The sequence below is a fragment of the Parabacteroides leei genome, from assembly GCF_023369805.1.
In the GTDB taxonomy this organism is placed as follows: domain Bacteria; phylum Bacteroidota; class Bacteroidia; order Bacteroidales; family Tannerellaceae; genus Parabacteroides; species Parabacteroides leei.
In genome coordinates this window covers 1-25,527 of sequence record NZ_JAMBQG010000002.1, presented here as the reverse complement: position 1 = coordinate 25,527, position 25,527 = coordinate 1, and the positions used below count along the sequence as shown (strand labels likewise).

The following is a 25,527-nucleotide window of genomic DNA, read 5'->3' as shown; positions in this document are numbered from 1 at the left end:
TATTAGAATTTATAGGTATATGATACGGAAGGCAGGAACAGAAACAAGATCGATTGCTCCAGATAGATCTCTCGTTTTCCGGTAACGGAATCAGTGTCGTATTTTGTCTCAACACTAAACGGGTTCGGGTGGCAATAAGCATTACAAAGGCTAAGATTCCAAATTCCCATACGCCCCTTCTTTTTATAACGGTAAAAGTTAAGCCCCAGGTCAAGACGGTGATAAGGAGCCAACTGGTAATTGTTTCGGGAACTGGATGCATAATCGTAACCGTCTCCCCCTGAAATGATGCCACTACCATGTAAATAGCCGTTATTCGTCTGTCCCGTACCTCCATGATACACCTGATCCTTGATCGTGATATAATTACCGGAAGCAAACATCCAGGCGGCAGTCAATTCCACCTTGCGAGACAATTTGTAAGTAGCCACGACGTCTACCTTATGACGGTTATCATATTTGGAAGGAAAACGCCGGCCTTTATTTACACTTCCATCCGGAAAGAGACGATCCGACCAGGATAATGTGTAACCGATCCAGCCCGACAAACGCCCTGTCTTCTTCTGCGCCATAAGTTCCATTCCGTAGGCACGGCCATAGCCTTCCCCTACCCGTTCTTCCCAATTGGAATAATCGATCCCTACCGGAAAGCGATCTTTGTATTCGATCAGGTTGTTCATCCGTTTATAATATCCTTCGATAGAGAAATTATACAGCTTGTTAAGCGTATAGTAAAGCCCGGCGGTATACTGATGCGCATTCATCGGACGGATATTACGGGTTACGGGCACCCAGATATCTGTCGGCTGGCTGATATAGCTGTTGGAAAGAAGGTGGATATACTGATTCATTTTCGAATATGACAGTTTGGCAGAGAAGTTACGGGCCAACAGATAACGTATCGACAAACGCGGTTGAAAAGACTGATAAGTCTCCCCCTGTACAGTAAATAATGTATATCGCAAACCTACACTCGTCTTAAGGCGTTCCATCACATGCATCTCTTCTTCGGCAAACAAAGAGACTTCATGCCCGTGAATCAGCGAATTGGCATATATCGTATTTGTCTCTTGCGATTTTACCGAATCCTTATACCAGCTCTTCATCGTATTCTGTTCAGGGCGGAAATTATGAAACAGATAATCACCACCAAAACGGAGGCGATGTTTCTCATGTATACGGTAATCGAATGATGCACGCAGGCTCATATCTTCCATAGCCGAACGGTAGTGGCTTTCCTGGTTGTATACCCTTTCTTCATTAACGTTGGAAGACTGTGCATAATCTGCCTTATCTTGTATGATATGCGAACGGTAACGTGTATATCCCGCCGTAAAACTGGCAAACAGTTTATTATTGAATACATGATTCACTCCCACTGAACCGATCAGATTTCCCCACCGCCAACGAAAATCCTTACCAAGACGATCTCCATAACTAAACTCTTCTCCATTGAGATAACTGTCGCTACCCATATAAAAACTCATATAAAGGCGGGTGCGGTCGCTAAAAGAGTGGTTTACTTTGGCATTCATATCGAAGAAGTGATACCCGCCTTTCAGTTTATCGCTCCTGTCTTTATTTACAGCTTTTAGTATCGGCCAGGTGAAAAGTTCCATCCAGGTACGTCTGACGGAAACGTTGAATGAAGATTTCCCTTTTATAATAGGCCCTTCCAGGTTCCCCCGCATAGCGAGCAAACCGATAGAGAAGTTTCCATGATATTCGTAACGGTCGCCATCATTTGTCCTCACATCTACAACCGACGAGAGCCTTCCTCCATATTCGGCAGGAAAGCTCCCTTTATAAAATGTCGTATTCTTGACGGCATCAGGATTAAAGGCTGAAAAGAAACCAAGCAGATGATTGGTGTGATAAACCGGGTTACCGTCAAGCAAGTAAAGGTTTCCGTCGGCATTGCCTCCCCTCACATGGAGACCGGTCATCCCTTCCACCCCTACTGCAACGCCGGGCAGTCGTTGCAGGGTTTTCACCACATCCGTCTCCCCCAGCAAGGCCGGCATCGACTTGATGCGCCAGGAGGGTACCTCCACTACCCCCGTACGTGTATTTAATACTTCCGACCGGGGATTCAAGCCCTCCACGACAATCTCCCCCAATGTCCCGATAGCATGTAAAGGTATATCGACCAGCGTATCACGAGATAACTCAAAGGTGACCTCTTTCGCATCATAACCGACAAAGGAGGCTCGTAAGGTGACCTTCCCGGGAGGCAGAGTAATACTGTAAAAGCCGTAATTATTTGTTGTTGTTCCACTCCTGGTATTGCGTTCGAATACCGAAGCATTAATAAGACTTTCGTAGGATACCGAGTCACGCACGAAACCGCTTATGGTATACAGCCGGGGCTTTCGTTTCAAAATCACGATCTGCCCAGTCATCCGGTAAGTAACAGGCAAAGAGTAAAATAATCTTCTGAGACAATAAGACAGTGATTCGTCCTGGGCCTTAAACGACATCTTCGGGAAATCATCGAGCATAGATGATTCGTAAGAGAAAAAGATCCCGGTCTGCTTTTCCAGTTCCTGCAATATCTCCAACAAGGAAACCTGACGCATATCCATTGTTACCGTAGGCGTAGGCTCAACCGGAAGTTTAACCACAGTAGCCAGTCCCCCGGCTTTTACCTGCGGAAAAAGCATAAGAATTCCTGTCAGTAATATCCATATACGTCCCATAGGTAAACTTATTTATTGGGATCAGGAGCCAGGCGGGTATCCAGCGTCTGGTTGATAACCAGTAAAACATCTTCCAACGGAAGATCATTGAAAGTAGCCGTCAGTTTCAGATTCGGGGTTTCTGTTTTATTGATTACTTTTACCTGATAGTATTTATTCAAATCATCGATAACCTTTTCCAGCGGAGTATCATTGAAACGCAACTGTCTGGTTTTCCATGACAGGCTATTAAGGTCTTCTTCTTCAAGTATTGTTATTCCGTTGCTTTCCATAGAGTACGAAGCCGACATACCGGCTGTTAATATAACCTTGTTCGTTTCACTTCCGGTAGCACCAAAGCTTACTTTACCGGTCATCACATTCACGTCTGTTCCGCCGGGTTGCTCGTTTATCTGGAAACTGGTACCCAATACGGTCACTTCCGTCCGTTCAGTATACACAGAAAAAGGGCGTGCTTCGTTCCGCGTCACCTGGAAAAAGGCTTTTCCTTTCATCTTCACTACACGCCTTTCCTTTCCGTACGTCTTCACATCATATCGTATGGAAGAACTTCCTGCCATCGAGATCAGTGTACTGTCAGGCAGGTAGACTTCTTTTATTTGTCCCGGTCCGGTTGTTACAGCCACCCATTCCGGGGATTTACGTTCTGTTATAAAATAAGTTCCGAAACCAATGAGCAGTAAAAATACCGATGCTGCAGCCATCCAGTAGCGACGGAAAGAAACCGTACGGCGTACCTGATGCTTCCCGGCAAACTGTTGCCAGGCCTTATCAGTATCCAAACGTCCTTCCTCGTAGTGTTTCGCTACGAAACGAATGCGTTGCTCCAATTTATTTCCCTGCTCGTTGTTCATTTATTATTTTCCTAATTTAAACTTATATCCTAATGATAAGCTCAAGCTATGATAGTTTGCCTGTATCGTTTCTCCGGTATATTCCTGTCCGAGTGAAACTTCGTATCCCAGATTTACAACCCATTGTTTTACTTCAAGGCCTATATTGGCATTCACTCCCCAGTCGAATGGACGAAGATCTCTCCTATTGTATCCGGAATTATAATATCCGCCATAATAATTACCATAGTAACCGCCATAATAACCATTGCCGTAATAACCACCGTAGTACGGATACATTCCATAGTTGGAATCCATTATATAGCTCTCCGTTCTGTCGGCCAGACTTACCGCAAAATAAGGTCCTACTCCAACATTCAGGCGGATATCCTTACCCAGATCGAACGAGAAATTCGCCAGAATGGGCACCTGCAAGAAATGTCTGTTAACAGAACCTGAATACCACTCGGTTGTTGTCTGCGAAGGAACGCCAGGAGAGGTCATGTTATTTCTGTAATAAAAATATTGCTCCGAATACCCTCGCTGTGTATAATACAACCCGGTCTTCATTGAAAAGAACCGGGGTGTAAATTGATATTCCAAACCTACCCCGACTTTCCATCCGGCACGCCAGCTGTCATTGGTAAAGCTATTCCGTTTAATAGCAGTTATTCCTGCCTCAGGGGTTACAGACCACTGTGCACTGACACTCGTCACACACATCAACATCATCGTCAACATCACTCCAAAAATCATCTTTTTCATCATCATTCTCTTTCTTAGTGAAACAAAATTTGTAATACCATTTGTCTCTAAGACAAAGAAGCCTGAAAAAACCCCTATTCCGATCAGCACTTTTTTATTTGATCACGCCAGACCAAAGAGAAAGTTATAGATACGTACCGCCGTCTCACGCAATGCCTTCAATGCTTTCCCCATCTGATTCTCAACCGTTTTTATTGAGATATTCAGTTCTTCGGCGATCTCCTGGTACTTCAGACCGTCGCGCTTTGAAAGTAAAAAGATTTTTTTGCGTTCGGGAGGTAAGCCGTTTATCGCATTCCACAGGCGGGCGTCGCGTTCTGCATTGTAGATCTGCTCTTCCTCCGATGAGTCTTCCATATCCGGAAGCTGGTCGGTAGTCTGCAGATCGGCAGGCTGTGTTACAAGCGAAAGGGAACGGTTACGTACAGCCTGATACATATACGACTTCAGATTATCAATCAGTATATTATTGATATTTTTATCCCATACATCGGCAAAAGCCTGTTGGACAATATCCTCCGCATCATCTAACCGTTCAGTAAATCGGAGCGCAAAAAGACACAAGGGTTTATACAAATCCTTGAAATACCGCTCAAACTCTCCACTGGAAATGGTTGCCATACGTTTGTTATCTGTAACTATTCGCTACAAAGTAAAAGAGTTTTCCTGATAATCAGGTAGAATTTCAGCTTCTTTATCACATATTTAAGAAATAATGAGCTAAAGGATAGTTAATCCACTACCCAATTTGATAGGATGATACAAGATTAGGAGGCTTCACTATACCATAAATAAAGAAGGCACACAAAACATTACTTTTTGCGTGCCTTTTTATTTATAATGATCTTATCATCAATACGGACGGAAACCGATAATCTCACGAACCTCTGCCAGAGTTTTTGCAGCGCTGGCTGAAGCCTTTTCAGCTCCCATGCGGGCTACTTTTTCCATATATTCCTCATTGGAACGGATATCGATGATACGTTCACGGATAGGAGCACAGAAGTTGTTGATATCTTCGGCTAACTGCTTCTTCATATCGCCGTAACGGATCTCACAGTTATTGTATTTCTCATTGAAGAAATCGTACGTATCTTTTGTTGATACGATATCCATCATAGCGAACAGGTTGGCGATCGGTTCGGGTTTCACACTGTTCGGTTCCGTAGGACCTGCATCGGTAACAGCTTTCATTACCTTTTTCTTGATAGCCTTCTCGTCATCGATCAGATAGATTGCGTTGCCTTCGCTCTTACCCATCTTACCGGAACCATCCAGACCCGGCACTTTTACGGCCTTCTCTGTCAGGTGGAAAGAGGCAGGTTCGGGGAAGAATTCAACCTCATAGGTAGAATTGAAACGACGGGCGAAACGACGCGCCATCTCCATATTCTGTTCCTGGTCTTTCCCTACCGGCACTTTCAAAGCTTTGTGGATAATGATATCGGCAGCCATCAAAGTCGGATAAGTCAACAGACCGGCATTTACACTATGCTTGTTTCCTTCGTTAAAGATCTCTCTCTCGACATCACCCTCTTCGGTATTTACACGGTCGATATGCAGTTGCTGACGCGCTTTATCCTTGAACGAAGTCGTACGCATCAACTCACCGATACCGGCATTCATATTGAGGTAGAGATACAACTCTGCCACTTCGCGAACATCGCTCTGTATATAGATGGTAGCCTTCTCCGGATCGATACCGCAAGCCAGGTATTCGGCCAGGATCGTCTTTGCACTTTCACGGATATTTGCCGGACGCGGATGTGTAGTCAGGGAGTGCCAGTCTGCAATAAAGAAAAAGCAATTATACTCATTCTGCATTTGCAGAAAACTCTTTACTGCTCCGAAGTAATTCCCCAGATGCAAATTACCTGTTGGCCTGATGCCACTTACTACTGTTTCCATTTCTAAATTCTTTATTTTATTCAAACAGCCGCAAAGATAGTAATTTTAGAATACAAATCCGTCCCAGAAAGTCGAATTGTCTTTCGTCTGCTCCCGTTCCAGCGTCATTTGCTTACGCAGCTTCTTGATTAGCTTTGCCTGTTTTTTATCACCAGCCAGGTTATTCAACTCCCACGGATCGTTCTTCAGGTTGAACAGTTGGGTGGTGCGTACACCTTTCACATGATATTCGCAGAGCTTCCATTCCCCGTCGGATATGGCACGCTGGTTATCCATGTAGCAGTAATACAGGTAATCTCTCACCGCCTTGTCTTCCTCTATGGCCGGGATAAGGCTCACGCCGTCCACCGATGACGGGATATCCGTTCCGACCATATCGCACAAGGTTGGGAATACATCGATCAAGTAGCATAATTTATCACTCTTCTGTCCCTGGGCGTTACTGCCTGCACCTTTAATCATCAGGGGGACACGCACACTATGTTCGTAAACGTTCTGTTTTCCCATCAGTCCGTGTTGTCCGACAGCCAACCCGTTATCACCGGCAAAGACGATAATCGTATTTTCATACTCTCCGGTTTCTTTCAGGGCTTGGATGATATCGCCCACGCGGCGGTCTACATGTGTCACCATGGCATAATATTCCATGATATGTTTCTTTATCTCATCCGGTACACGGGGAATGGCTGCCAATACCTCATCACGGATCACCAGTTCTCCGTTGTCGAAAGGATGTTTATCCATGTAATTAGGAGGCAACTGGATATTATCGCGGTCGTACTGGCGCATATATTCGTCGGGCATCGTACGCGGATCGTGAGGCGACATGTAAGCCACGGAAAGGAAGAACGGTTTACCGGCTCCTTTCTGTTTTTCAATGTATCTGACAGCATCATCCGTGAAGATATCCACCGAATGTTTGCCGGAATACATATATTCGCCCACTTCGTAGGTTACCTCGTTGCTCTTCGCCCAGTCTTTGACTACCGGACGCTTTTTTCCATAGTTGCCATCTGCATTATAGTTGTAGAGCGGCACGTTCCAGTGGTCATACATTCCACCGAAATAAATTCCTTCCGCATCGTTGAAGCAACGGTTCATTGCCTGGTATCCATTATGCCATTTACCGGTATGGAAGGAGTTATACCCGGCCTGTTGCAAGGCTTCCCCGATCAGTATATGATCTTCGGGAACAGTCGATCCCTGCTTTTCCAGCGTATAAAGATATTTCCCCGTCATCAGCATGGCACGGCTCGGCATACTGACGGCCCCGGAAGTTCCTCCCATAATATGGGCATTGGAAAAGACCGTGCTTTCGGCAGCTAATTTATCTAAGTTCGGAGTATGGACGTCTTCCACCCCCAGAAAATTCATGGCAGTTCCCCGCATGTCGTCAGCAAGAATCAGGATGATGTTCGGCTTTTTGTCTACGGCCAACAAACTCGTTGCAGACAGCATGGCAGTACTTAATAAGGTCAATTTTTTATTCATAAGATATCTGTTTTTTGTTATGCGCTTGTTTGTCATAATTATCAGGAAGTAAGTTTATGTCAGACAGAAGGTTATCCTGATTACCTGCTGATGGAATCTGTTGCCGAGGGCGTCGGCAGAATTGTCGAGGACGTCAACAATATTGTCGAGGACGTCGTTTATATTGCCGAGGGCGTCGACAACAGATTATATCGGCAGACAAATATAAATACTTCCCATGTATTAGAGATTTCCTCAGGGAGTAATCGGACTTACCTGGTAGCTCTTCCCAGCTACAGTAGCAAAGACCGTTTCATAGTATTCTTTCCCGTTGGAAGTAACCGGAGAAGAAGTTGCTATCGCTTTACCACCCTGTTTCACCACAATAGGAAGGGATGTTCTCAACCGGCACTCCTTCCCGCTTCCGGAAAGGATGGTAGCTTCAGACAGACTGCCTTGTTGCCATTTCATTGCGACTTCAAAGTTGCCACGCGCCTTCAGGCCGGAGACAGCTCCTTCGCTCCATACATCCGGAAGAGCTGGCAGCAATTGGATAAATCCGGCATGACTTTGCAGCAGCATTTCGGCAACACCCGCGGTATAGCCGAAGTTTCCGTCGATCTGGAAAGGCGGACAAGCATCGAGCATATTGCTATACAAACCGCCGCCATTTCTATTCTTCGGGCCAAACTGAACGGGATTGAATAAGTTCTTGATGATCGCATACGCATGATTACCATCCAGCAAACGTGCCCAGCAGTTGATCTTCCAGCCCATCGACCAGCCGGTGGCAGCATCGCCACGCAAATTTAAGCTTTGCTCGACAGCTTTGAATAAGTCGGGAGTAGCATCGGGAGTGATTTGATCACCCGGATAGAACCCGTACAGGTGAGACAGATGGCGGTGTTTGGGATCTTGCTCCTTAAAGTCGTACATCCATTCCTGCAACTGTCCGCGGCTACCGATGCGGTAAGGCAGCAGCTTGGCTAACTTGCCTTCCAACTCGGTTCGCAATTCAGGATCCAGACCGAACATTTCAGACATTTTAATTGTACGTTCAAATGTTTCACGTATGATAGCCATATCCATTGTCGGGCCCATACTCAAAGCAGTATTTTCCCCCTGAGGTGTTACGAACCAGTTTTCGGGAGAGACACCGACAGGAGTAACCAGATGGCCTTCGCCATCATCGACCAGCCAGTCGGCATAGAACTCTGCAGCTCCTTTCGTCAGCGGATAAGCCGTATTTTTCAGAAACTCTTTATCGCCCGAATAAAGGTAGTGTTCCCACAAATGGCTACAAAGCCATCCTTGTACCATTGGCCAGAAAGAGGCAGTTGGGACATTATCGTTCGGCAACGACTCGCGCCAGAGAGAAGTGTTGTGATGAGCCACCCAACCACGCCGGCCATACATGTTACGGGCTGTTTCGGCACCAGTCTCCGATAACTCCTTTATCAGAGTGAACAATGGTTCCTGGCATTCCGACAAGTTTGCAGTTTCCGCCATCCAGTAGTTCATCTCGAGATTGATATTCTGCGTATAGCCACAGTTCCAGGGTGGAACGATCTCTTTATTCCAGATACCCTGCAGGTTCAGCGGCTGTCCCCCGGGACGCGAACCGCTGATCATCAGATAGCGTCCGTACTGAAACAAGAGGGCAGACAAAGCCGGATCGGCCTTCTCATCAAAACGGATAATCCGTTCGTCTGTCGGCAAAGCTAATTGCTCCTCATCGGATTTCAGATCCAGTTTGACACGACTGAACAGATTGCGGTAATCGTCAAGATGTCTTTTCTTCAGTTCCTTGTAATTGTATGCAGTAGCTTTATCAAGTATGCCGGCTGCTTTTCCGGCCGGGTCTACCCCCTCCAAGCTGGGGCTTTTATCGTATCCGTTATAGCTGGTCGCCAAGCTCATTACGAAATAAACCTCATCCGTTTGGCTGATATGTATACCAGAATCGGTAATTTCACAGTTACCACCCGAAGGTAAGACCGGTTTGAGTTGTGCTTCAAACAACATTCCCTTATTATCTATCTCATCTCCGTACAGTACGCGCTTGTCGAATTTACGGTTACCTTTTTCATCATACAATTCGGGGTGTTTATGCTGGTCACCCCAGCTTTCCATCTGTTCAAACGTACGGCGTTCCACATAGCCGGGGGCTTTCCCCTGCACTACGAGACGGTCGTCTTTACTTTTCTGCACGGCAGTAGGATGTTCCGATGTAAAATCAAGAGTAATATCGATTCCTTCCGGACTATCACTTCTCAAGCAAACGACAATCACATTTTCCGGGTTTGAAGCAAAAACTTCCCGTTCATAACGAATGCCGTTCTGCACATATCTTGTACTTGCTATTGCATCCGAGATATTCAGGTCACGTTTATATTCACTGACTTCTCCGGTTTTATTATTTTGAATATGAAGATCGGCAAACGGCTGGTAATATTGGTGTAAACGTCCGAGCCAGTTTTTACAAACCAAATCGGTTGCTTCTTTATATCTTTCTTTCCTCATCAGCCCGACCACCTTGTCAAACATTTCGGGAGTGACCTTTATGTCTTTAAAGATCACCGAAGGTTCACCGCTGTAAAGAGTATTTTCGTTCAACTGAAGTTGTTCGGAGTCGACTCCCCCGAACACCATTGCCCCGGCATGTCCATTCCCGATAGGCAGTGCTTCATTCCAGTTTCCGGCAGGTTTGTCATACCATAAAGTTAAGGGTTTCTCCTCTGGTGTTTTCGCGCACGCCAAAAGTAGAAACAAACACATAAAATAAGATAGTACTCGCATAATCATGGATTTAGAATTAGATTAAAAAAATATCTCCGGAAGACAAAAGTAATTGTTTTCCGGAGACATCAAAAGTTTTTAAAGTATTTTCAATCAGAGCAGATCAAAATCGGCTATCGTAAGCTCACCTTCCTGTGCCATTTCGGTTATGTCGATACGTACATAACGGGCAGAGGTCGCTTTCTTGAAATAATGATACCGTTTACTCGGATCATTCACTAAATTTCCGAATTCAAAGTTTTCCAACGTTTTCCAATTTTGTCCATCATCACTCACTTTAACAACGCCTTTTGCCACTCCCCTTTTAAAGCCCTTACCAGACTGCGGTTTGTAGGCAAATCCGTTCAATTCGAGATTACTTCCTAAATCTATAGCAAGATAAGGCAGATTACTATTACCTTTAGTCTCCAACAACTTCCAGTCTTTCTTGATCAATCCCAGTCGTTCAGCAGACATAGTTCCTTTCTCACCATGCAAAACTGCTACAGCTTTCAGTTCACAGCGATCCAGTTTAACAGGTTCTTTATATTCTGTGGATTCTTCAGTCGGCTCTGTTCCGTCAGTGGTATAATAGATCTTATAACCGGCATTCAGATTACTTGCGGCATTCTCTCCATGAGACTTCCATCCAAAATCCTGCAATTGTGGTTCGATCGTTACTAATCCGTTCACATCCTGACTGAAACTCAACTGAGGCGGACGAGATTTATAATAATGAGCAGATATATGACTGATAGCCGGTGTCAGACGTGATTCCAACAGCCGGAAACAAAGTTTATCGGTCGTTACTTCCGGGAAACGCAAAATACGTTTGTAACCGATGTTAGTGGAGATGGCTATCTCTTTCCATGCACCGTCTATCCAGGCATCTACGGCATGTTTCTCCACGCGTTCTCCATTCGTCGCGATCGCTTCCTGAAGCATGATACGGTTTACCGTAACCGGAGAAGGGGTTGTAATCACAAACTCTTTCTTATTACCCTCCATCAGTAAATAAGTATCGTCCTTACCATCCAGAATTTCCTGCGGCCCCTTCGCTCCGGCCAACAGATCCGTAGAATACGTTTCACGGATACGTTTACCTGTTTCCTTCAACGACTCGACATCTCTCGGAGAGAATTTCCCGTCACGGTTGGGGGGAATATTCAACAGGAAAGTCGAGTTTCCACCTACTGCACGTTCGTATATATCAAATACATCGTCGGCACTTCTGACCTTCTGGTGTGTGTCGTCACGGTAGAACCAGCCTTCCCGGATGGAAGTATTGGTTTCGGCCTGTTGATAATGCAGGAATTTCCCCTGATACAGTTTATCCCTATCAGCCAATACCGGGTCTGTCATATCCGGGAAATGAGAGGTTGTATCCGGGTTCTCGGGATAAGGGACCACATTCCATTCCGTCGGCCGGGTTCCACCGGCTTCATTACCACACCAACGTACATCCTCACGACCAAAGATTACTGCGTTCGGAGCTAATTTATGAATCAATTCTTTCCAGGCAGGATAATTATACGTTTGTCCGCCTTTCCGTTTCGGATGGGCGCCATCGAACCAGACTTCGTGAATAGGCCCGTATTCAGTCAGTACCTCAAACAACTGATTCAGGAAATATTCGTTATAATCGTCTACTACAAATTCAAATTTCGTTTGATTGGCGAACGGTCTTCCGGGTACTTCACGCGGAATTGTCCGTTTGGTATATTTACTCAGATTTCCATAGAGTCCTTCCGGGTTTTCTATCTGATATAAATCGGCCGGAGATAAATACACTCCCAATTTCAATCCATATTTCTGACAGGAAGCAGACAAATCTTTCAAAACATCTCCTTTCCCATCTCTGAAGCCGGTCGACATAATTCCATGTTTCGTATAGCGGCTCTGCCACAAAACAAATCCGTCATGATGCTTCACGGTAATAATAACCATTTTCATCCCGGCAGCTTTCATGGCTTCGCACCACTGGTCGGTATCGAGTTCCTTCAGATCGAATATTTTCGGATCTTCCATACCATTCCCCCATTCCATACGAGTAAAAGAGTTCGGTCCGAAATGGATAAAGGCTATAAACTCATTTTGTAATGCAGCCAACTGATTTGGGGTTGGCACAACATGAGCCGCCTTCTGTATGATGAGTTCTTTACTATCTTCCTCATTAATTTCAATCGTATTTTGAAAAGGCAGACCCGTGTCTTGTGTTTGCGAACAGGCAGACAAAAGCACTGTTCCAAGCAAAAAAGAATAGATTTTTTTCATGTGTGTTTAATATGATAAATGTATTTAGATATCAAAAATACAGTTTAATTCTCTAATTCAACAAATTAACGATACAAAATAATTACGCAATGGTTTGCAGAGTTATCTTAATCTACATGCCCGGTTAATTCGCTATTGAAAAAGGACTTCTTTCATATGTTCACACCACACTTCATACCCTTTTGGGGTGAGATGTAAATGATCACCACCATACAATTCTTCTTTTAACCGCCCTTCTTCATCCGTGAACCAGGGGGTAGGATTCACATACTTAATACTTCCCCAGTCTTGTTGTTCCAATTTTGCATGAATAGAGTCATATTGTATTCTTCTCTCTGATGTTTTCTCCAACCCGACAGGCAGTAACCCTAAGAGCAAAATCTTTGAATCGGGAAATTGTTTTCTACTAATTTTGGCAACCTTCTGTATACCATCTGCTATATCTTCAGCACGATGTCCGGCTACAATATTATTCACACCGATCGTTATTACCACATAAGAAGGGACAGATTTTTCATAACGTCCATTCAAAATACGCCAAAGTAACGTTTCTGTTCTATCTCCCGAAATACCGGCAGATTCCCAGCAAAGATTCGTAAAGCAACTGTCGGCTACCGCTTTTCCCGGTTTATAAGTAACAAGACTACGACTACCTCCGAATCCTTGTGTTATTGAATTCCCCAAAAACAAAATATCCAGCTTTTTGGAAGAGACTATTTGTGTGATTTCCTCTGACACCGCATGCCAGTCAGCCCCTTCTTTCCACCCAGCCCCACTCCGGTATTCATTTCCACATATCGGATGCGTGCAAGGATTAGAATCATATTGCTCGGGATTTAAATATTCATATAACCTCTGAGCAATCCGACCGGCTCCGATAGAAGACGGATGAAGGCGGTCCGGCATCAATGACTGATCATATTCATCTCCCATTAAATCATAAAGATCTATATATTCGAGTTTTTCATCCTGGGCAATTTCCTTTATAACCGGAACAAAAGATTTCTGAATTACACGATCTTTTATCGATGCTGTTTCTGTTAAAAAACAACGAAGAGGTGATAACAGAATAATTCGTGGTCGCGAAGAAAGTCGGGCAAAACTTCGGATAAGCGCCCTATAATTAGACTCAAAATCTTGTTGATAACAAAGATTTTGAGGTTTGGAATCATTCGTACCTAATTTAATGAAAACAATATCCGGACAGTAGGCTATCGCTTGTTTATATGCTTCTGTCTGCATATAGGGATAATCACCTTTATGAAGCGTAGTAGCCCCATTACTGCCGAAATTACGAACCTCGTATTTATCTCCCAGATAAACTTGCAATTGTGCCGGGTAACTATTTTTTTCACGATTCACAATTCCGGCTCCATAGGTAATACTATTCCCTACACACGCAACTTTAATCTTTTGTCCGAAACAAAATATTGACAGAAAAAGGGTAATGGTTATAAGTAAATATCTCATACTCTTCCTCTTTTTCAGTCTGCAAATTCAACATAAGCATCCTCTATAACCGATACCAACGGATAGACTCCTATTGAATCCCCCAAACCGATTTCTTTAGGTGCAGGTGGCATAAATTGGGCTTTTACCCCTTTGACATCAGCTCCATCTTCCGTCAACGTAACAATAGCATATAATGGTTTGTCATACATCATCGAATATGCCATCAAAGAATATTTCTCATTAATTTCTTTCGGAAATCTCTTTTCCGTCTGGGTTGGTTCACCAATCCAAACATAGGAAGCACTATTAATCTGCATGTAAGAAATGCCATTGATTTCTTTCGTATAATTACTATGGTTATGTCCACTGAATGCCAATACGACTTTTTTAAACCCGGCACGCTCATTTTCTTTTTCCAATATAGCTCGTACCTCCGCACCATTCTTCAGTTCGCTATCAAGGCTTTGGTGAGAAAATAGAACAACTTTCAAATCTGTTGATGCCAAATCCTTAGCCAGCCACTCCATCTGTTCCTTATCCAAATAAGAATGATTTGTATAAGGGAAAGCTCCATAATTAGCATGGTCATAATGATGGATGTTTTCACCATCAAAATAATTATTACCATCAAGTACCACAAAATGGAAACCTTCTTTGTCAAACGAATAATAACGATTCGGCATCCCCATTCCCTGTACATATTCATCTACATTGTAACGGTCAAGATCATGATTTCCTATGGCGTGGTATTTTTCTCCTTTAAAATTATGCCATACTTCTCTATATATTTGGCTAGCGCTGTCTAGTCGGCAGAAATCTCCCAGTTCTATGATAAAATCCACATTCTCGTCATTAGCCGCTTTAATAAATGCCTCAACACGTTCTTTCCCTCCCGGCACATCCGGAGCATGAAAGTCTGATGCGATAGCAAATCTTACCGGAGTTTCTTTTTTTACACAAGAAGTCGTAACCATACACAGTACTGTTACGGCCAAACAAAAATACACTGATTTTAAATAACTCATCGTTTAAATTATTATTTTATTGGTTTATAGATTACTAATAATTATTCCACCTATAACTTCTTTTGAAAAGGAGCCACCGGCAATCCTTGTTTATTAAACAGGTTTCCCTCCGTTGCGTCATCAAAACAATAACGGACAAAGGCAGGAGATTTGATACCCGATGCATAGACAACCAAACGGCTTTCTTCCATACGCACTTTGGCCTCCTTGAAAACGCCATCTTCACCGGCTATTTGCAAACCTTTCACCTCCTTGCCTTTACAAACCAATCCATCCACCGCATGGTTGAAAGTAAGGATCACCCGGTTCTTTTCCACCTCCGCATGGGTCAAGAAAGGACTCCGAACCTCTTCGCTTTCCAGCATCCCATAGTTCTCTTTCAACGCAATATTACCTAGCCGGATACCGACTTCCTGTTTACGGGCAGGATGTATATTGCCAAATTCACCCAAGTCGTTGGTGACGACCACTTCCGTGCGCGGGACAGTACGTGCCACCAACTCTTGTGCTTCACGAATCAGGGCCGGGCCGTTGTCGGTCGATTTATAATTATAGGGAGCTATCTGCACTTGATAGAAAGGAAATTCCTTGTCAAACCCTTTACGCCAGGTTTGAATCAGCTGTTTCATATAGGTGGCATACGGCTGGACATCATCTCGGTTGGACTCTCCCTGGTACCAGATAGCCCCGGCAATCCGGTAAGGGAGAAGCGGGTTGACCATACTGTTGTAAAGCACTCCCGATTCGACCGGCCACCAGGGGTTCTTCCGGCTCTGCATGAGTTTCCGCTGTTCCGGTGTGTCAGGTATCAATTCCTCCGGTATCCAAGATTCCACATTGGACCCACCCCAAGCCGAAACAATCAGTCCGACCGGCACTTTCAACTGCTGGTGCAGGAGCCTGCCGAAAAAGTAAGCCACGGCACTTCGCTTTTGCATGACCGTCGGCGTACAAGTTTCCCACACGGCCCGGCAATCCTCCTGCGGCGACCTGCTAGCCTGCTTCGCCAAACTAAAGAAGCGGATATTCGGATAGTTGGCCGCTCCGATCTCCTCCTGCTGGTTATTTATGCCATTGCCAGAAGACCATTCCATATTGGACTGTCCGCTGCACACCCACACTTCACCCAACATGACATCTTTCAACAGCACTTCATCCCCTTTATTAGGCGTAAAGACCTGCAAGTTATAAGGCCCTCCGTAACGGGTTGTTTTGATCTTCCCCATCCAACGACCGTTATCATCAACCATTACCGAGGCCGTATCTTCAGGAGCCCAACTGCCTACGATTTTCAGTGTCGAACTAGCGTTTCCCCATCCCCAAACCGGCACGGAATCTTCCTGTTGCAAGACCATATGGTCCGAGAACAATGCGGGCAAAGAGATCGGAGTATATGTTTGCGCCTTTGCGCTAAACGAACAGCCGACTAACAAAGCGGCAAGAGTTTTGATGTAATTCATTGTATTATTATTTATTATAAACAGCATTTGAAATCATAAATTCAACTGATTCATCATCAAATGCGTAGGGCACATTCATTCCTTCGGGAGTAACCACAACTTCCATATCGTGTCCCATCTGCCGCAAATACTGTTGAGCTTTCAAGGTATTTTTATCATTCGGAACGATCTTCGTATCATGCTCATCCGTCAGACTAATCACATGCCTGATAGGTATTTTGGCCTTTGCAATAGGCTTCAGGTTATCGATTGGATTTCCTTTATATGCAATCGCCTCCGCATCACCGGTGAAACCATAATAACGTTTCAGTTCAACCCAGTTATTAGCAGATGGAGACCAAGACATCGGCCACGTTTTAAAGTCCAACACCGGACCTTCGCAATAGATGCATGCCACACGTTCGGGATGTCGTATGCTCCAACGATAGGCTGAAAGGCCTGCCCGGGAGACACCGGCCAAAGCACATTTTTCGGGCAGGCCAAAATGATGACGCGCTACATTATACAAACTATCCATCAGGTTCAACCCATAATCGGCACCATACACATTATACGAATTGATAGCAACCACATAAGCTCCCGAATTCAATAATTTTTCATTGATTTGCCAATGGAAACCATCACCGAAATCTTGTATCCGCATGACCCACGGCTTACCTTTGGCCGGAGTTTTGGGTTCGGCTATCCAGATGGTAAATTCATCTATTTTGGATTCATACACCCTAAAACCATGCCACTCTGCATTTTTAATGCCTCCGCCGGTCGCCCAGGGTTTGTCAGCCGGATTCTCATCAGACACCTGAGCATGAGAAGAACAATCCCTGGCAGTACGAAAAGGAGCAACAGGCAATCCTTCTTTACTGAACAAATTACCAATAGTTGCATCATCAAAACAATACTGAACACTGACCGGATTCTTTACCCGCGAAGAACTGACTTCAACTGTATTATTCTTAATCTTAGCTTCCGCTTGTTCAAACACCCCATCCTCTCCGGCAATTCGAAAACCGACAATTTGTTTTCCCTTAGCTATCAATCCACTTTCAGCATGTAAGAATGAAATAATAGCCTTATTTTTCTTGACTGTCATCTCCTTAAACAACGGACTCTCATAACCGGATGCAAGCCGGCCATATGTTTTACCTAAAGCCATATTCGCTAAACGCAGACCAACGCTTTGCTTATCTGTTGGATGAATATCTTTCACATTTGCAACACAATCCGCAACAACAACCATTCCCGTTCCGGGGACATTACGTGAAACCCACTCCTGATGTTCACGGACCAAAGCCGGTCCATTATCATCAGAACCATAAGCAAAAGGAGCTATCTGTACCAAATAGAACGGAAGTTCTTTTTCAAACTTCTCCCGCCAACTTTCAATCAGTGTTTTTAATATAAGACCATAAGACTCCGGATAGTCACGGTTTGATTCTCCCTGATACCAAATTGCTCCTGCCAAACCATACGGAGTAATCGGATGTATCATTTGATTATACAATGCTCCCGGTTCTTTGGGATGCCAGGGATTCGCTTTTGTTGGAAGCGTTTTATATATTTGCGGATTATCCATTATCGGTTTTTCAGGAGCCCATATTTCTGCAGGAGTACCTCCCCAAGCCGAAACAATCAGTCCCACCGGTACACCCAGTTCTTTCTGTAAATCACGACCGAAAAAATAGGCCACAGCACTCGTCCCTTTCATTACTTCAGGTGTACACGTAGCCCAAAGTGCATCCACATGATTCTGTGGAGTCGCAGCACCACGCCTGGGTATATGAAAAAAACGTATATTCGGATAATTCGCCGCAGCTATTTCTTTATCCCGATTATCAATATTGTGCATAGGTGTCCATTCCATATTAGATTGTCCACTACAAAGCCAGACTTCTCCCAGCATAACATCCTGCAATACACGATCACCGTTTCCTATTATATGCAACGTATAGGGTCCTCCGGCAGCCACTGTTTTTAGTTTTGTTTTCCAGCTTCCATCCGGTCCGACAACAGCGATTGATGTATCCTGCGGAGCCCAACTACCAACAACCTTCACTATACTTGTGGAATTCCCCCATCCCCATACCGGAACTTCGCTTCTCTGTTGCAAAACCATGTGATCCGTAAAAATGGACGGCAGACTGATTTGTGCATTCAAATTGGCTATTAGCAATAATAAACCTGCTACCATTCCTAAAATTCGAATATTATTCATCTTATCAATTTGTTAAGTTGCTATTTGTGAACTTCATCCGGCCAAGGCACTGGCATACCCGTTTCTTTAAATACAGGACGCTGGCCTCCCACTTTCCGTAAATGCTTGCCCAACTCTTTGGATAGTTTCTCTACCCGTTTAGGCTCTTTTGCTGATAAATCGTGATTTTCTCCAATATCATCTCGCAAATTAAAAAGTTCCTTCTGCCCTGTAGCATAATAATAAATCAGTTTCCAATCGTCTTTGCGAATAGAACAGGTTGCTCCAATGCCAGGACCGACCGGTCCCCAATTATTCGGATAATTCCAGTAAAGCGAACGCCCTTTGGACGGATTCTTTCCTTTGCCGGTGAGCAGAGGAATAAAGCTTTCTCCATCAATCGTTTGAGGTGTATCCGGCATTTTTACACCTCCCATTTCCAACAATGTCGGATAAAAATCTTCAATAATCAGGTAATCATCACAGATGGTACCCGCTTTTGTTACCCCCGGCCATGAAACAATCATCGGCTCACGGATTCCCCCTTCATAGGCGGAGCCTTTTCCACTGTTCAACGGACGATTATGAACATTGAGTTCTCCGCTTCTCACACTGGCTTCAACACTCAGACCTCCATTGTCCGACATAAAAATGATAATCGTATTATCCGACAAATTATTCTGCTCCAGATAATCCATCAGATCACCTAAGCTTTTATCCATTCCTTCAACCAATGTGGCATAAGCAGCATCACGTTCGTCCAAGCCACGATCGATGTATTTCTGATAGAAACGTTTATCGGGTTTGACGGGAACATGTACTGCATAATGCGCCATATAAAGAAAGAATGGTTTCGCTTTGTCGCGCCGGTTTAAACGGTCAATCGCTTCACGGGTAATTGCTTCCGTCAGAAACACATCTGTTCCGTGATATTTCTCCAATCCGGGAACTGCCCAGATATCCTTCGTTCCGTCTTTTGGAGCCCCATAATTTTCTTCTCCCAGATAAGAACCTGGACCACCACAGGCATGTCCGGCAATATTCACATCAAAGCCCAAATTCAAGGGGTTCTCACCCGGAGTACCAATTGCTCCGAAATGGGCTTTCCCGCAATGTATGGTATAATATCCTCCATCTTTCAAAGCCTGTGCTAAAGGCAATGCCTGGCAAGTTCGTTCGATACTGGCATCCGGGCAAAGTCCATTCACATTCCATTCCGGGAAATCCAGTACTTTATGTTTGCTGTCGACATTCTGATTACGATGTAATGTCCAATTTGTAACACGATGACGGGCAGCATTCATTCCTGTAAACAAACTAATCCGGGTAGGAGAACTTACACTGCAAGCATATGCGGATGTAAACTTTACCCCCTGCTCAGCGAGGCGTTCCATATTGGGAGTATGAAACATACGGTTGAAAGGGGTTTCCTGATTCCAGAAGGGGACGGAGGTGTCCTGCCATCCCATATCGTCTACCAGAAACAAGACTATATTCGGCTGTGCCGTTTGTGCAGACAATAACAACGGAGCTACTGCCGATAATCCAGATATAATAATTCTTTTCTTCATTTTTTGATATTTTATCATGGCAAATATTTACGATCAACTTATCTATACTCTAGCCATGCTGTCGCTTTTGTGTCAGTATCCACAGAGCAACGAATCCAGCGAGCCTGAAATTCTTTAGGGAATTTATGCGTCCACTTCTCTCCGGATTTTACCCGTTGCACCAGATATTCCATCCAATCGCCATTTCCTGTCGGATCTACTTCAATAGTGAAGGTGATATCTTCGGCAGACTGATGCGACAACATCAACTCTTTCTTGTCATAAAATCCGATCAAATAAGGATCAGACGGAATGCCGGCTTTCGCTTCTGTGTCTTTCCACGGGCCACCTTTACCTACCGGTTTTCCCAATAGCCACAAATCATCGATAACACCTACCCAAACAGCCGCTTTACCATCATTGGATATAATTATATGTTCATTACCTGCTCCCTCTTCCGGATTCACTCCGCTCAGGACAAGCATTCCCCGGTAAGAGGCATAATCGTTGATACGATAATTATGGGTAGCGATCGGACGAATCTTGGCATAACCGTCTGCGTTTTCAGCCGGAAGTTCATAAAATGTTCCCATAGAAAAGAACAAGTCACGCTCTGTTGCAACTTCGCGACAAACACGGAGTGCTCCCTGATTTGTCAACTCTGTATAGGCTTCATTCCCTAAAGGTAAACGCCATCTGCGTTCTAAATCATCAACAATCAACACCGAGCTATTCTCTATTGATACAACCTGTTGAGGAATGGCAAATTCAGACCGGATAAAATCAGCGGTTTGAGCATCTTCTTTACGAATCAACTCCAGTTTATCTCCCATTTCATAGTAGCCGGTTTCAGTAATTTGACCATTTTCAACCGTATTAGCCAGCAAGCCTAACGCACGGCGGTTGTCGCCAAGCCCATACAGCAGACCTCCGGTTACATTTACATCGGTAGCAGAGGCTAGTCCTTTATACATATCCGAAGGCTGTAACGGACGGTCATCGGATGAGGTATAGGAAAAGCTGGCTGTTGCCGATGTGGCTTTATCTGCTTTCACACGGATCCATTCTCCTTTATCTTCTGATGAGAACTGTACACTTGCGGCCTTTCCGGGATTCAGTGTAACAGCTTTCAATGTTTTCCATTCGTTAGTTCCTCTTTCATCTACTTCATAAGAAAAAGTGACTGGTTGTTTTCCCTGATTCTTGATCCAGCCGATACGATTTGGCCAACCGGCAAACAAGAAAGGTTCGGAAACTTCGTTTGCTTTCACGCTTTCCTTTGTCCAAACGGCTCCTTCGGCTGTTGCCGGGCCTAATTCATCCGGTTTCGTAAAAGAGGTAAACCACAGATTGGAATTGGATTGTCCGGGTCCCTCCATATTCCCTTTGACCTTACGTTTATTCAGGAACTCTTTTTGAGCAGAATCGTCGCAACCAAAGACAAGTTGATCATTCCAGCGGGTAAAGTCGCCTACTACTTTCAGATAAGCAGATCGCGGACGAATGCCTGCGCTGTTGTCCACTGTTAGCTGACCAGGAAAACGCCAGAACATACCATGCATTGTCATTAAATAATCCGGATGAGAGGCTGTTCCGACATTACGGATACGCGGCCATTCGGTATTCCACCCATGTGCACCGTCATAACTATGGCTTGCTTTCGGAAGACGATAAAAAGACCAGCCTTTTTTAGCATCACGCACTCCCAATAAAACAGATTTATGATCCCACCCGGTAGCCCATAACGGATCGGTATCCGGGTTCGCATTTCCATCAATACCGCCGGGGCCTGTCACTTCCGTGAACTGATTTCGTCGGATCACTTTCCAGTCTTTACCATCCCATTCGGCTAAAACACCCGCTTCCACATCAAATTTCTTCAGTGCCTCTTGCGTTCCCTCTCCATTGTTGGTAAAAAGGAGTACGCCCTGACCGGAATACAAGCCTTTTCCATGTACACCGGGCAGCACGTCATTGGTGTCATCCTTTATCCCCTTCTTGCTATTACCATCCTGATACAACTCTTTCACTTCAAGAGTATTGACATCCACTTCATAGAAACCTTCCTCCATGGTTCCATAATAGATTTTGTTGGCCGGGTCTGTTAAATGACGGGCATTACCTGTATGGCGTCCCGGCATGACAGAACAAGGAATGACCCGCACATTACCCGTAGTATCAATGGCATAAGGACCGATAAATAGTTGGCTGCTTTCTTTATGTATCAGCCGGTTGGCCGGAGTTCCACCAATGCTTTCATCACGTACTATCTGCTGATAATCAGGTGTCACCTCGTATAATTTATCGGAAGAACCGTTGGGCAAATGTGGTCCGTATGTGATCACCCACAACCGATCCGCCCAAGGGACTATCGCACCTGTTCCACACTCTCCTTCATTGTTATAATAAGCTAAACGGGGATAAATACCGGAAATAGCATCCGGAATAGACTTTACCTCTTTCTGTATATTACATCCAACCGTAAGAACAAGGCCTACCAAAACTCCTGTCAAAATTACTTTCTTCATATTCAATCTTTTTCAAAAACAGTTTTAAAAACAACAGCCTGTTTATTGGGTCGTTGGGAAGGTACATACAAGAGTAGAGCTTCTGCATTCTGAGTAAATTTCGATATGCCGTCTCCACCTATCATTTGTATCGTTTTTATTTTCCCGGGATTATATTTCGATTGCAAGCCCAGTGTCGATAGCTTAATGAGACCTTCTTCCGGATTTAACACAAATATATAGAGAACGTCTCCTTTTGTCGTAAAACGTACTTCATTGCTACCATATATCGGACTACTGATGGTACGTTCATTAAACTGCTCATTTCCCCCTTCCATTTTTTTTAGTGCCTCCAAATCTGTTTCCGAAGGATTCTTCTCATTTTTCAGTCTTTGAACAATCGAATTCAGGTTATCACCATAAACTTTCCACGGTTTACTACCATAAATCGCTTCACTATTCAGATTTACCCATGCTCCCACTTCATCCAAAATAACTTTATGCTCTTCCGGAATAGTACCATCCGGACGCAATTCAACATTCAGAAGTAGATTTCCGTTTTTACTGTTCATGTCAATCAACATCTCGATTATGGTACGCGCATTGTGACGCAAAGGTCTCTCGGTTTTATAAAACCAGCTATTTGGAGTTAGTGTCCCCTGCCAAACCTGTGGAAGGATCTCATTGGCACCACCACATTCTATATCTTTTATCGTTGACGGTTCATTAGTAAACTTACCGGCAACTAGAGCTTTGATCTTCCCATCTTTTTGCATACGATGATTATAGTAGGTCGTACAAAGCTCTTTCCCATATTCATTATAAGGAAATCCATACCCGTCAAACCACAACATATCTACATCATACTTCGTAATTAATTCAGTATGACGCTGTACCCAATTTCGTTTTACACTCTCTACCCATTCCGGTGTTCGTTTTGCCGGAGGCAAACCATATAAATCTGCCGGATCCAATCCTTCCCACCATTTACCCGTACCATCTTCTTTGGTCATATTCCCATCATAAGGGACATTTGCATACGCACCTGTCTTATCATGCCCGAAAGCAGGAAGCCACCAATCCATAAAACGATCATCATGAGAGGATACACCAAATGGTATCTCATACATCTTTGCAGCTTTTTCAAATTCACCTACAATATCACGTTTCGGACCAACATTAACAGAGTTCCAAGGATGATAAGTTGAATTGAAGTTGTCGAAATGATCATGATGATTTGCCATGATCACAAAATATTTAGCACCTAAACTTTTAAAATACCGCATCAAAGAATCCGCATTCAGTTTATCTGCTTTCCAGGCATGAATCACATCCTTAAATCCTTTTTCCGACGGATGCCCATACGTTTTACAATGATAAGGATAAGCATTCTTTCCCCAGGTTTCATTCTTCACATCCGGCATATACATGTGGCGTGCATACCAACCACCACCTTCTTCCGGCTGAGATTGGGCACCCCAATGAGCCCATATTCCGAAACGAGCCTTTGCAAACCATGCCGGACATTCAAAATGTTTGCGTAGTTCTTCCCAATCCAGTTTTCTTTCCTGAGCATTCGATACAATTACCAATTGCATCAATAAAATTGAATATATAAGACTTCTACTATTTTTCATGAGTAAATATTTATTATCAAAACTAATTATAAATCAATCTCTTCGTTATTATTTTTTTATATAACGTCTACTATTTTATGGTCACTTTCATTGGACTGATTACTTTAACTCATATATGTTTTAAGGTCTCCTCCTTGTTCAGCCAATCCTTCAAACAGCTAACAATGATTTACAATTAGGTTTTTCATTGATTGATGATATTAGAATTTATGCAAAAAAACGGATTTTAGCTTACTATGACAATGGATATTTTTAGTTTATAGATGGATAATCATTTCAACAGAGATTACAAGTATTCACCTTGCCGGCTGTCTCGGCTCCGTTGCTTCCCATCTTTTTAAGAACATTTTTTTAAGAATGCCAATAGAACATTTTAAGTTTACCATTGTTTCCTGCACAGGCGAGACCACTTCCCATAAAATGTTATTCACTTTTTATACAAAGCTCTGACCTTTTCCGGATCGATCGAGATAGACGGATTGAAACGATCAGATGCCATATACTGTAAAATGCTTTGACGGAACTGGCGGGCAGCAGGACGCTTATCCAGATCCTTTTGCAAATCAACACTACATACCATCAATTTACCGTTACCGATCTTGCCTTCCAGCAGGATTCCCAGCTTCCGGTTCGTGAACCAATCGTCAATAATATGTACAACCGGACGGTAATCTGCCGGAAAATCATCCAGAACCATTGCGTTGCAATTGCTCACCAGATCCCACCATTGGTAATCGCTGTAACCCTCTGTCGGGAAAGCTGCCAGTGCCGGATGTTTGGGATCACAGAGAATACCTAATGTATGAGGAGGTTGCTTGTTTGTCCAGGCTGTGTTCCAGAAGATAGACGAGAAGCCGACACGAATATCTCCTCCCTTTTCCGGCAAGATACTTCCCGGAGCCAATAAAAGCAAGACATTTTCGCCTTTCTCCAATCGGTTCATCACCTGATCGTCGAGTGTTGAAGCAATATAAGGAA

The 25,527-nt window shown here is 44.0% G+C and carries 15 protein-coding genes and 1 pseudogene; all 16 read right to left on the bottom strand.

Going from position 1 to position 25,527, the window contains the following annotated elements:
• Positions 1–2 precede the first annotated feature (2 nt).
• Positions 3–2,699, bottom strand: a complete 2,697-nt coding sequence (locus tag M1P97_RS03905; RefSeq protein ID WP_249388437.1) for a TonB-dependent receptor — start codon at positions 2,697–2,699, stop codon at positions 3–5.
• A gap of 8 nt (positions 2,700–2,707) precedes the next feature.
• On the bottom strand, positions 2,708–3,553 hold the full coding sequence (locus tag M1P97_RS03900) for a FecR family protein (RefSeq protein ID WP_249388436.1): 846 nt from the start codon (positions 3,551–3,553) through the stop codon (positions 2,708–2,710).
• Positions 3,554–3,556: 3 nt separating this feature from the next.
• On the bottom strand, positions 3,557–4,297 hold the full coding sequence (locus M1P97_RS03895) for a porin family protein (RefSeq protein WP_195375336.1): 741 nt from the start codon (positions 4,295–4,297) through the stop codon (positions 3,557–3,559).
• Positions 4,298–4,399: 102 nt separating this feature from the next.
• Complete coding sequence (locus tag M1P97_RS03890; RefSeq protein ID WP_195375335.1) at positions 4,400–4,918, bottom strand: RNA polymerase sigma-70 factor; 519 nt, start codon at positions 4,916–4,918, stop codon at positions 4,400–4,402.
• A 231-nt stretch (positions 4,919–5,149) separates the two neighbouring features.
• Entirely contained in the window at positions 5,150–6,205 is a 1,056-nt protein-coding gene (trpS, locus tag M1P97_RS03885) for a tryptophan--tRNA ligase (protein WP_195375334.1), read from the bottom strand.
• A gap of 45 nt (positions 6,206–6,250) precedes the next feature.
• Complete coding sequence (locus M1P97_RS03880) at positions 6,251–7,696, bottom strand: sulfatase-like hydrolase/transferase (protein ID WP_249388435.1); 1,446 nt, start codon at positions 7,694–7,696, stop codon at positions 6,251–6,253.
• Positions 7,697–7,930: 234 nt separating this feature from the next.
• Positions 7,931–10,480 (bottom strand): glycoside hydrolase family 95 protein, encoded by a 2,550-nt coding sequence (locus M1P97_RS03875; RefSeq protein WP_394803876.1) that lies wholly within the window; start codon positions 10,478–10,480, stop codon positions 7,931–7,933.
• 87 nt (positions 10,481–10,567) lie between these two features.
• On the bottom strand, positions 10,568–12,727 hold the full coding sequence (locus tag M1P97_RS03870) for an alpha-L-fucosidase (protein WP_249388433.1): 2,160 nt from the start codon (positions 12,725–12,727) through the stop codon (positions 10,568–10,570).
• 132 nt (positions 12,728–12,859) lie between these two features.
• A complete protein-coding gene (locus tag M1P97_RS03865) occupies positions 12,860–14,197 on the bottom strand; it encodes a GDSL-type esterase/lipase family protein (protein WP_195375330.1) in 1,338 nt (445 codons plus the stop codon).
• Positions 14,198–14,211: 14 nt separating this feature from the next.
• Complete coding sequence (locus tag M1P97_RS03860; protein ID WP_249388432.1) at positions 14,212–15,153, bottom strand: metallophosphoesterase family protein; 942 nt, start codon at positions 15,151–15,153, stop codon at positions 14,212–14,214.
• Between the two features lie 101 nt (positions 15,154–15,254).
• Positions 15,255–16,664: a sialate O-acetylesterase gene (locus M1P97_RS03855; RefSeq protein WP_249388431.1), complete on the bottom strand. Its 1,410-nt coding sequence runs from the start codon at positions 16,662–16,664 to the stop codon at positions 15,255–15,257.
• A 7-nt stretch (positions 16,665–16,671) separates the two neighbouring features.
• The gene (locus tag M1P97_RS03850) at positions 16,672–18,876 is read right to left on the bottom strand and encodes a sialate O-acetylesterase (RefSeq protein WP_249388430.1); all 2,205 of its coding nucleotides are present in this window, start codon (positions 18,874–18,876) and stop codon (positions 16,672–16,674) included.
• Positions 18,877–18,896: 20 nt separating this feature from the next.
• Positions 18,897–20,426, bottom strand: coding sequence for a sulfatase (locus tag M1P97_RS03845; protein WP_195375327.1), 1,530 nt, complete (start codon positions 20,424–20,426; stop codon positions 18,897–18,899).
• A gap of 38 nt (positions 20,427–20,464) precedes the next feature.
• Positions 20,465–22,933, bottom strand: coding sequence for a hypothetical protein (locus M1P97_RS03840; RefSeq protein ID WP_249388429.1), 2,469 nt, complete (start codon positions 22,931–22,933; stop codon positions 20,465–20,467).
• Positions 22,934–22,935: 2 nt separating this feature from the next.
• The gene (locus M1P97_RS03835) at positions 22,936–24,549 is read right to left on the bottom strand and encodes an alpha-L-fucosidase (protein WP_195375325.1); all 1,614 of its coding nucleotides are present in this window, start codon (positions 24,547–24,549) and stop codon (positions 22,936–22,938) included.
• A gap of 427 nt (positions 24,550–24,976) precedes the next feature.
• Positions 24,977–25,527: pseudogene (locus tag M1P97_RS03830) on the bottom strand (beta-galactosidase); the annotation flags it as partial.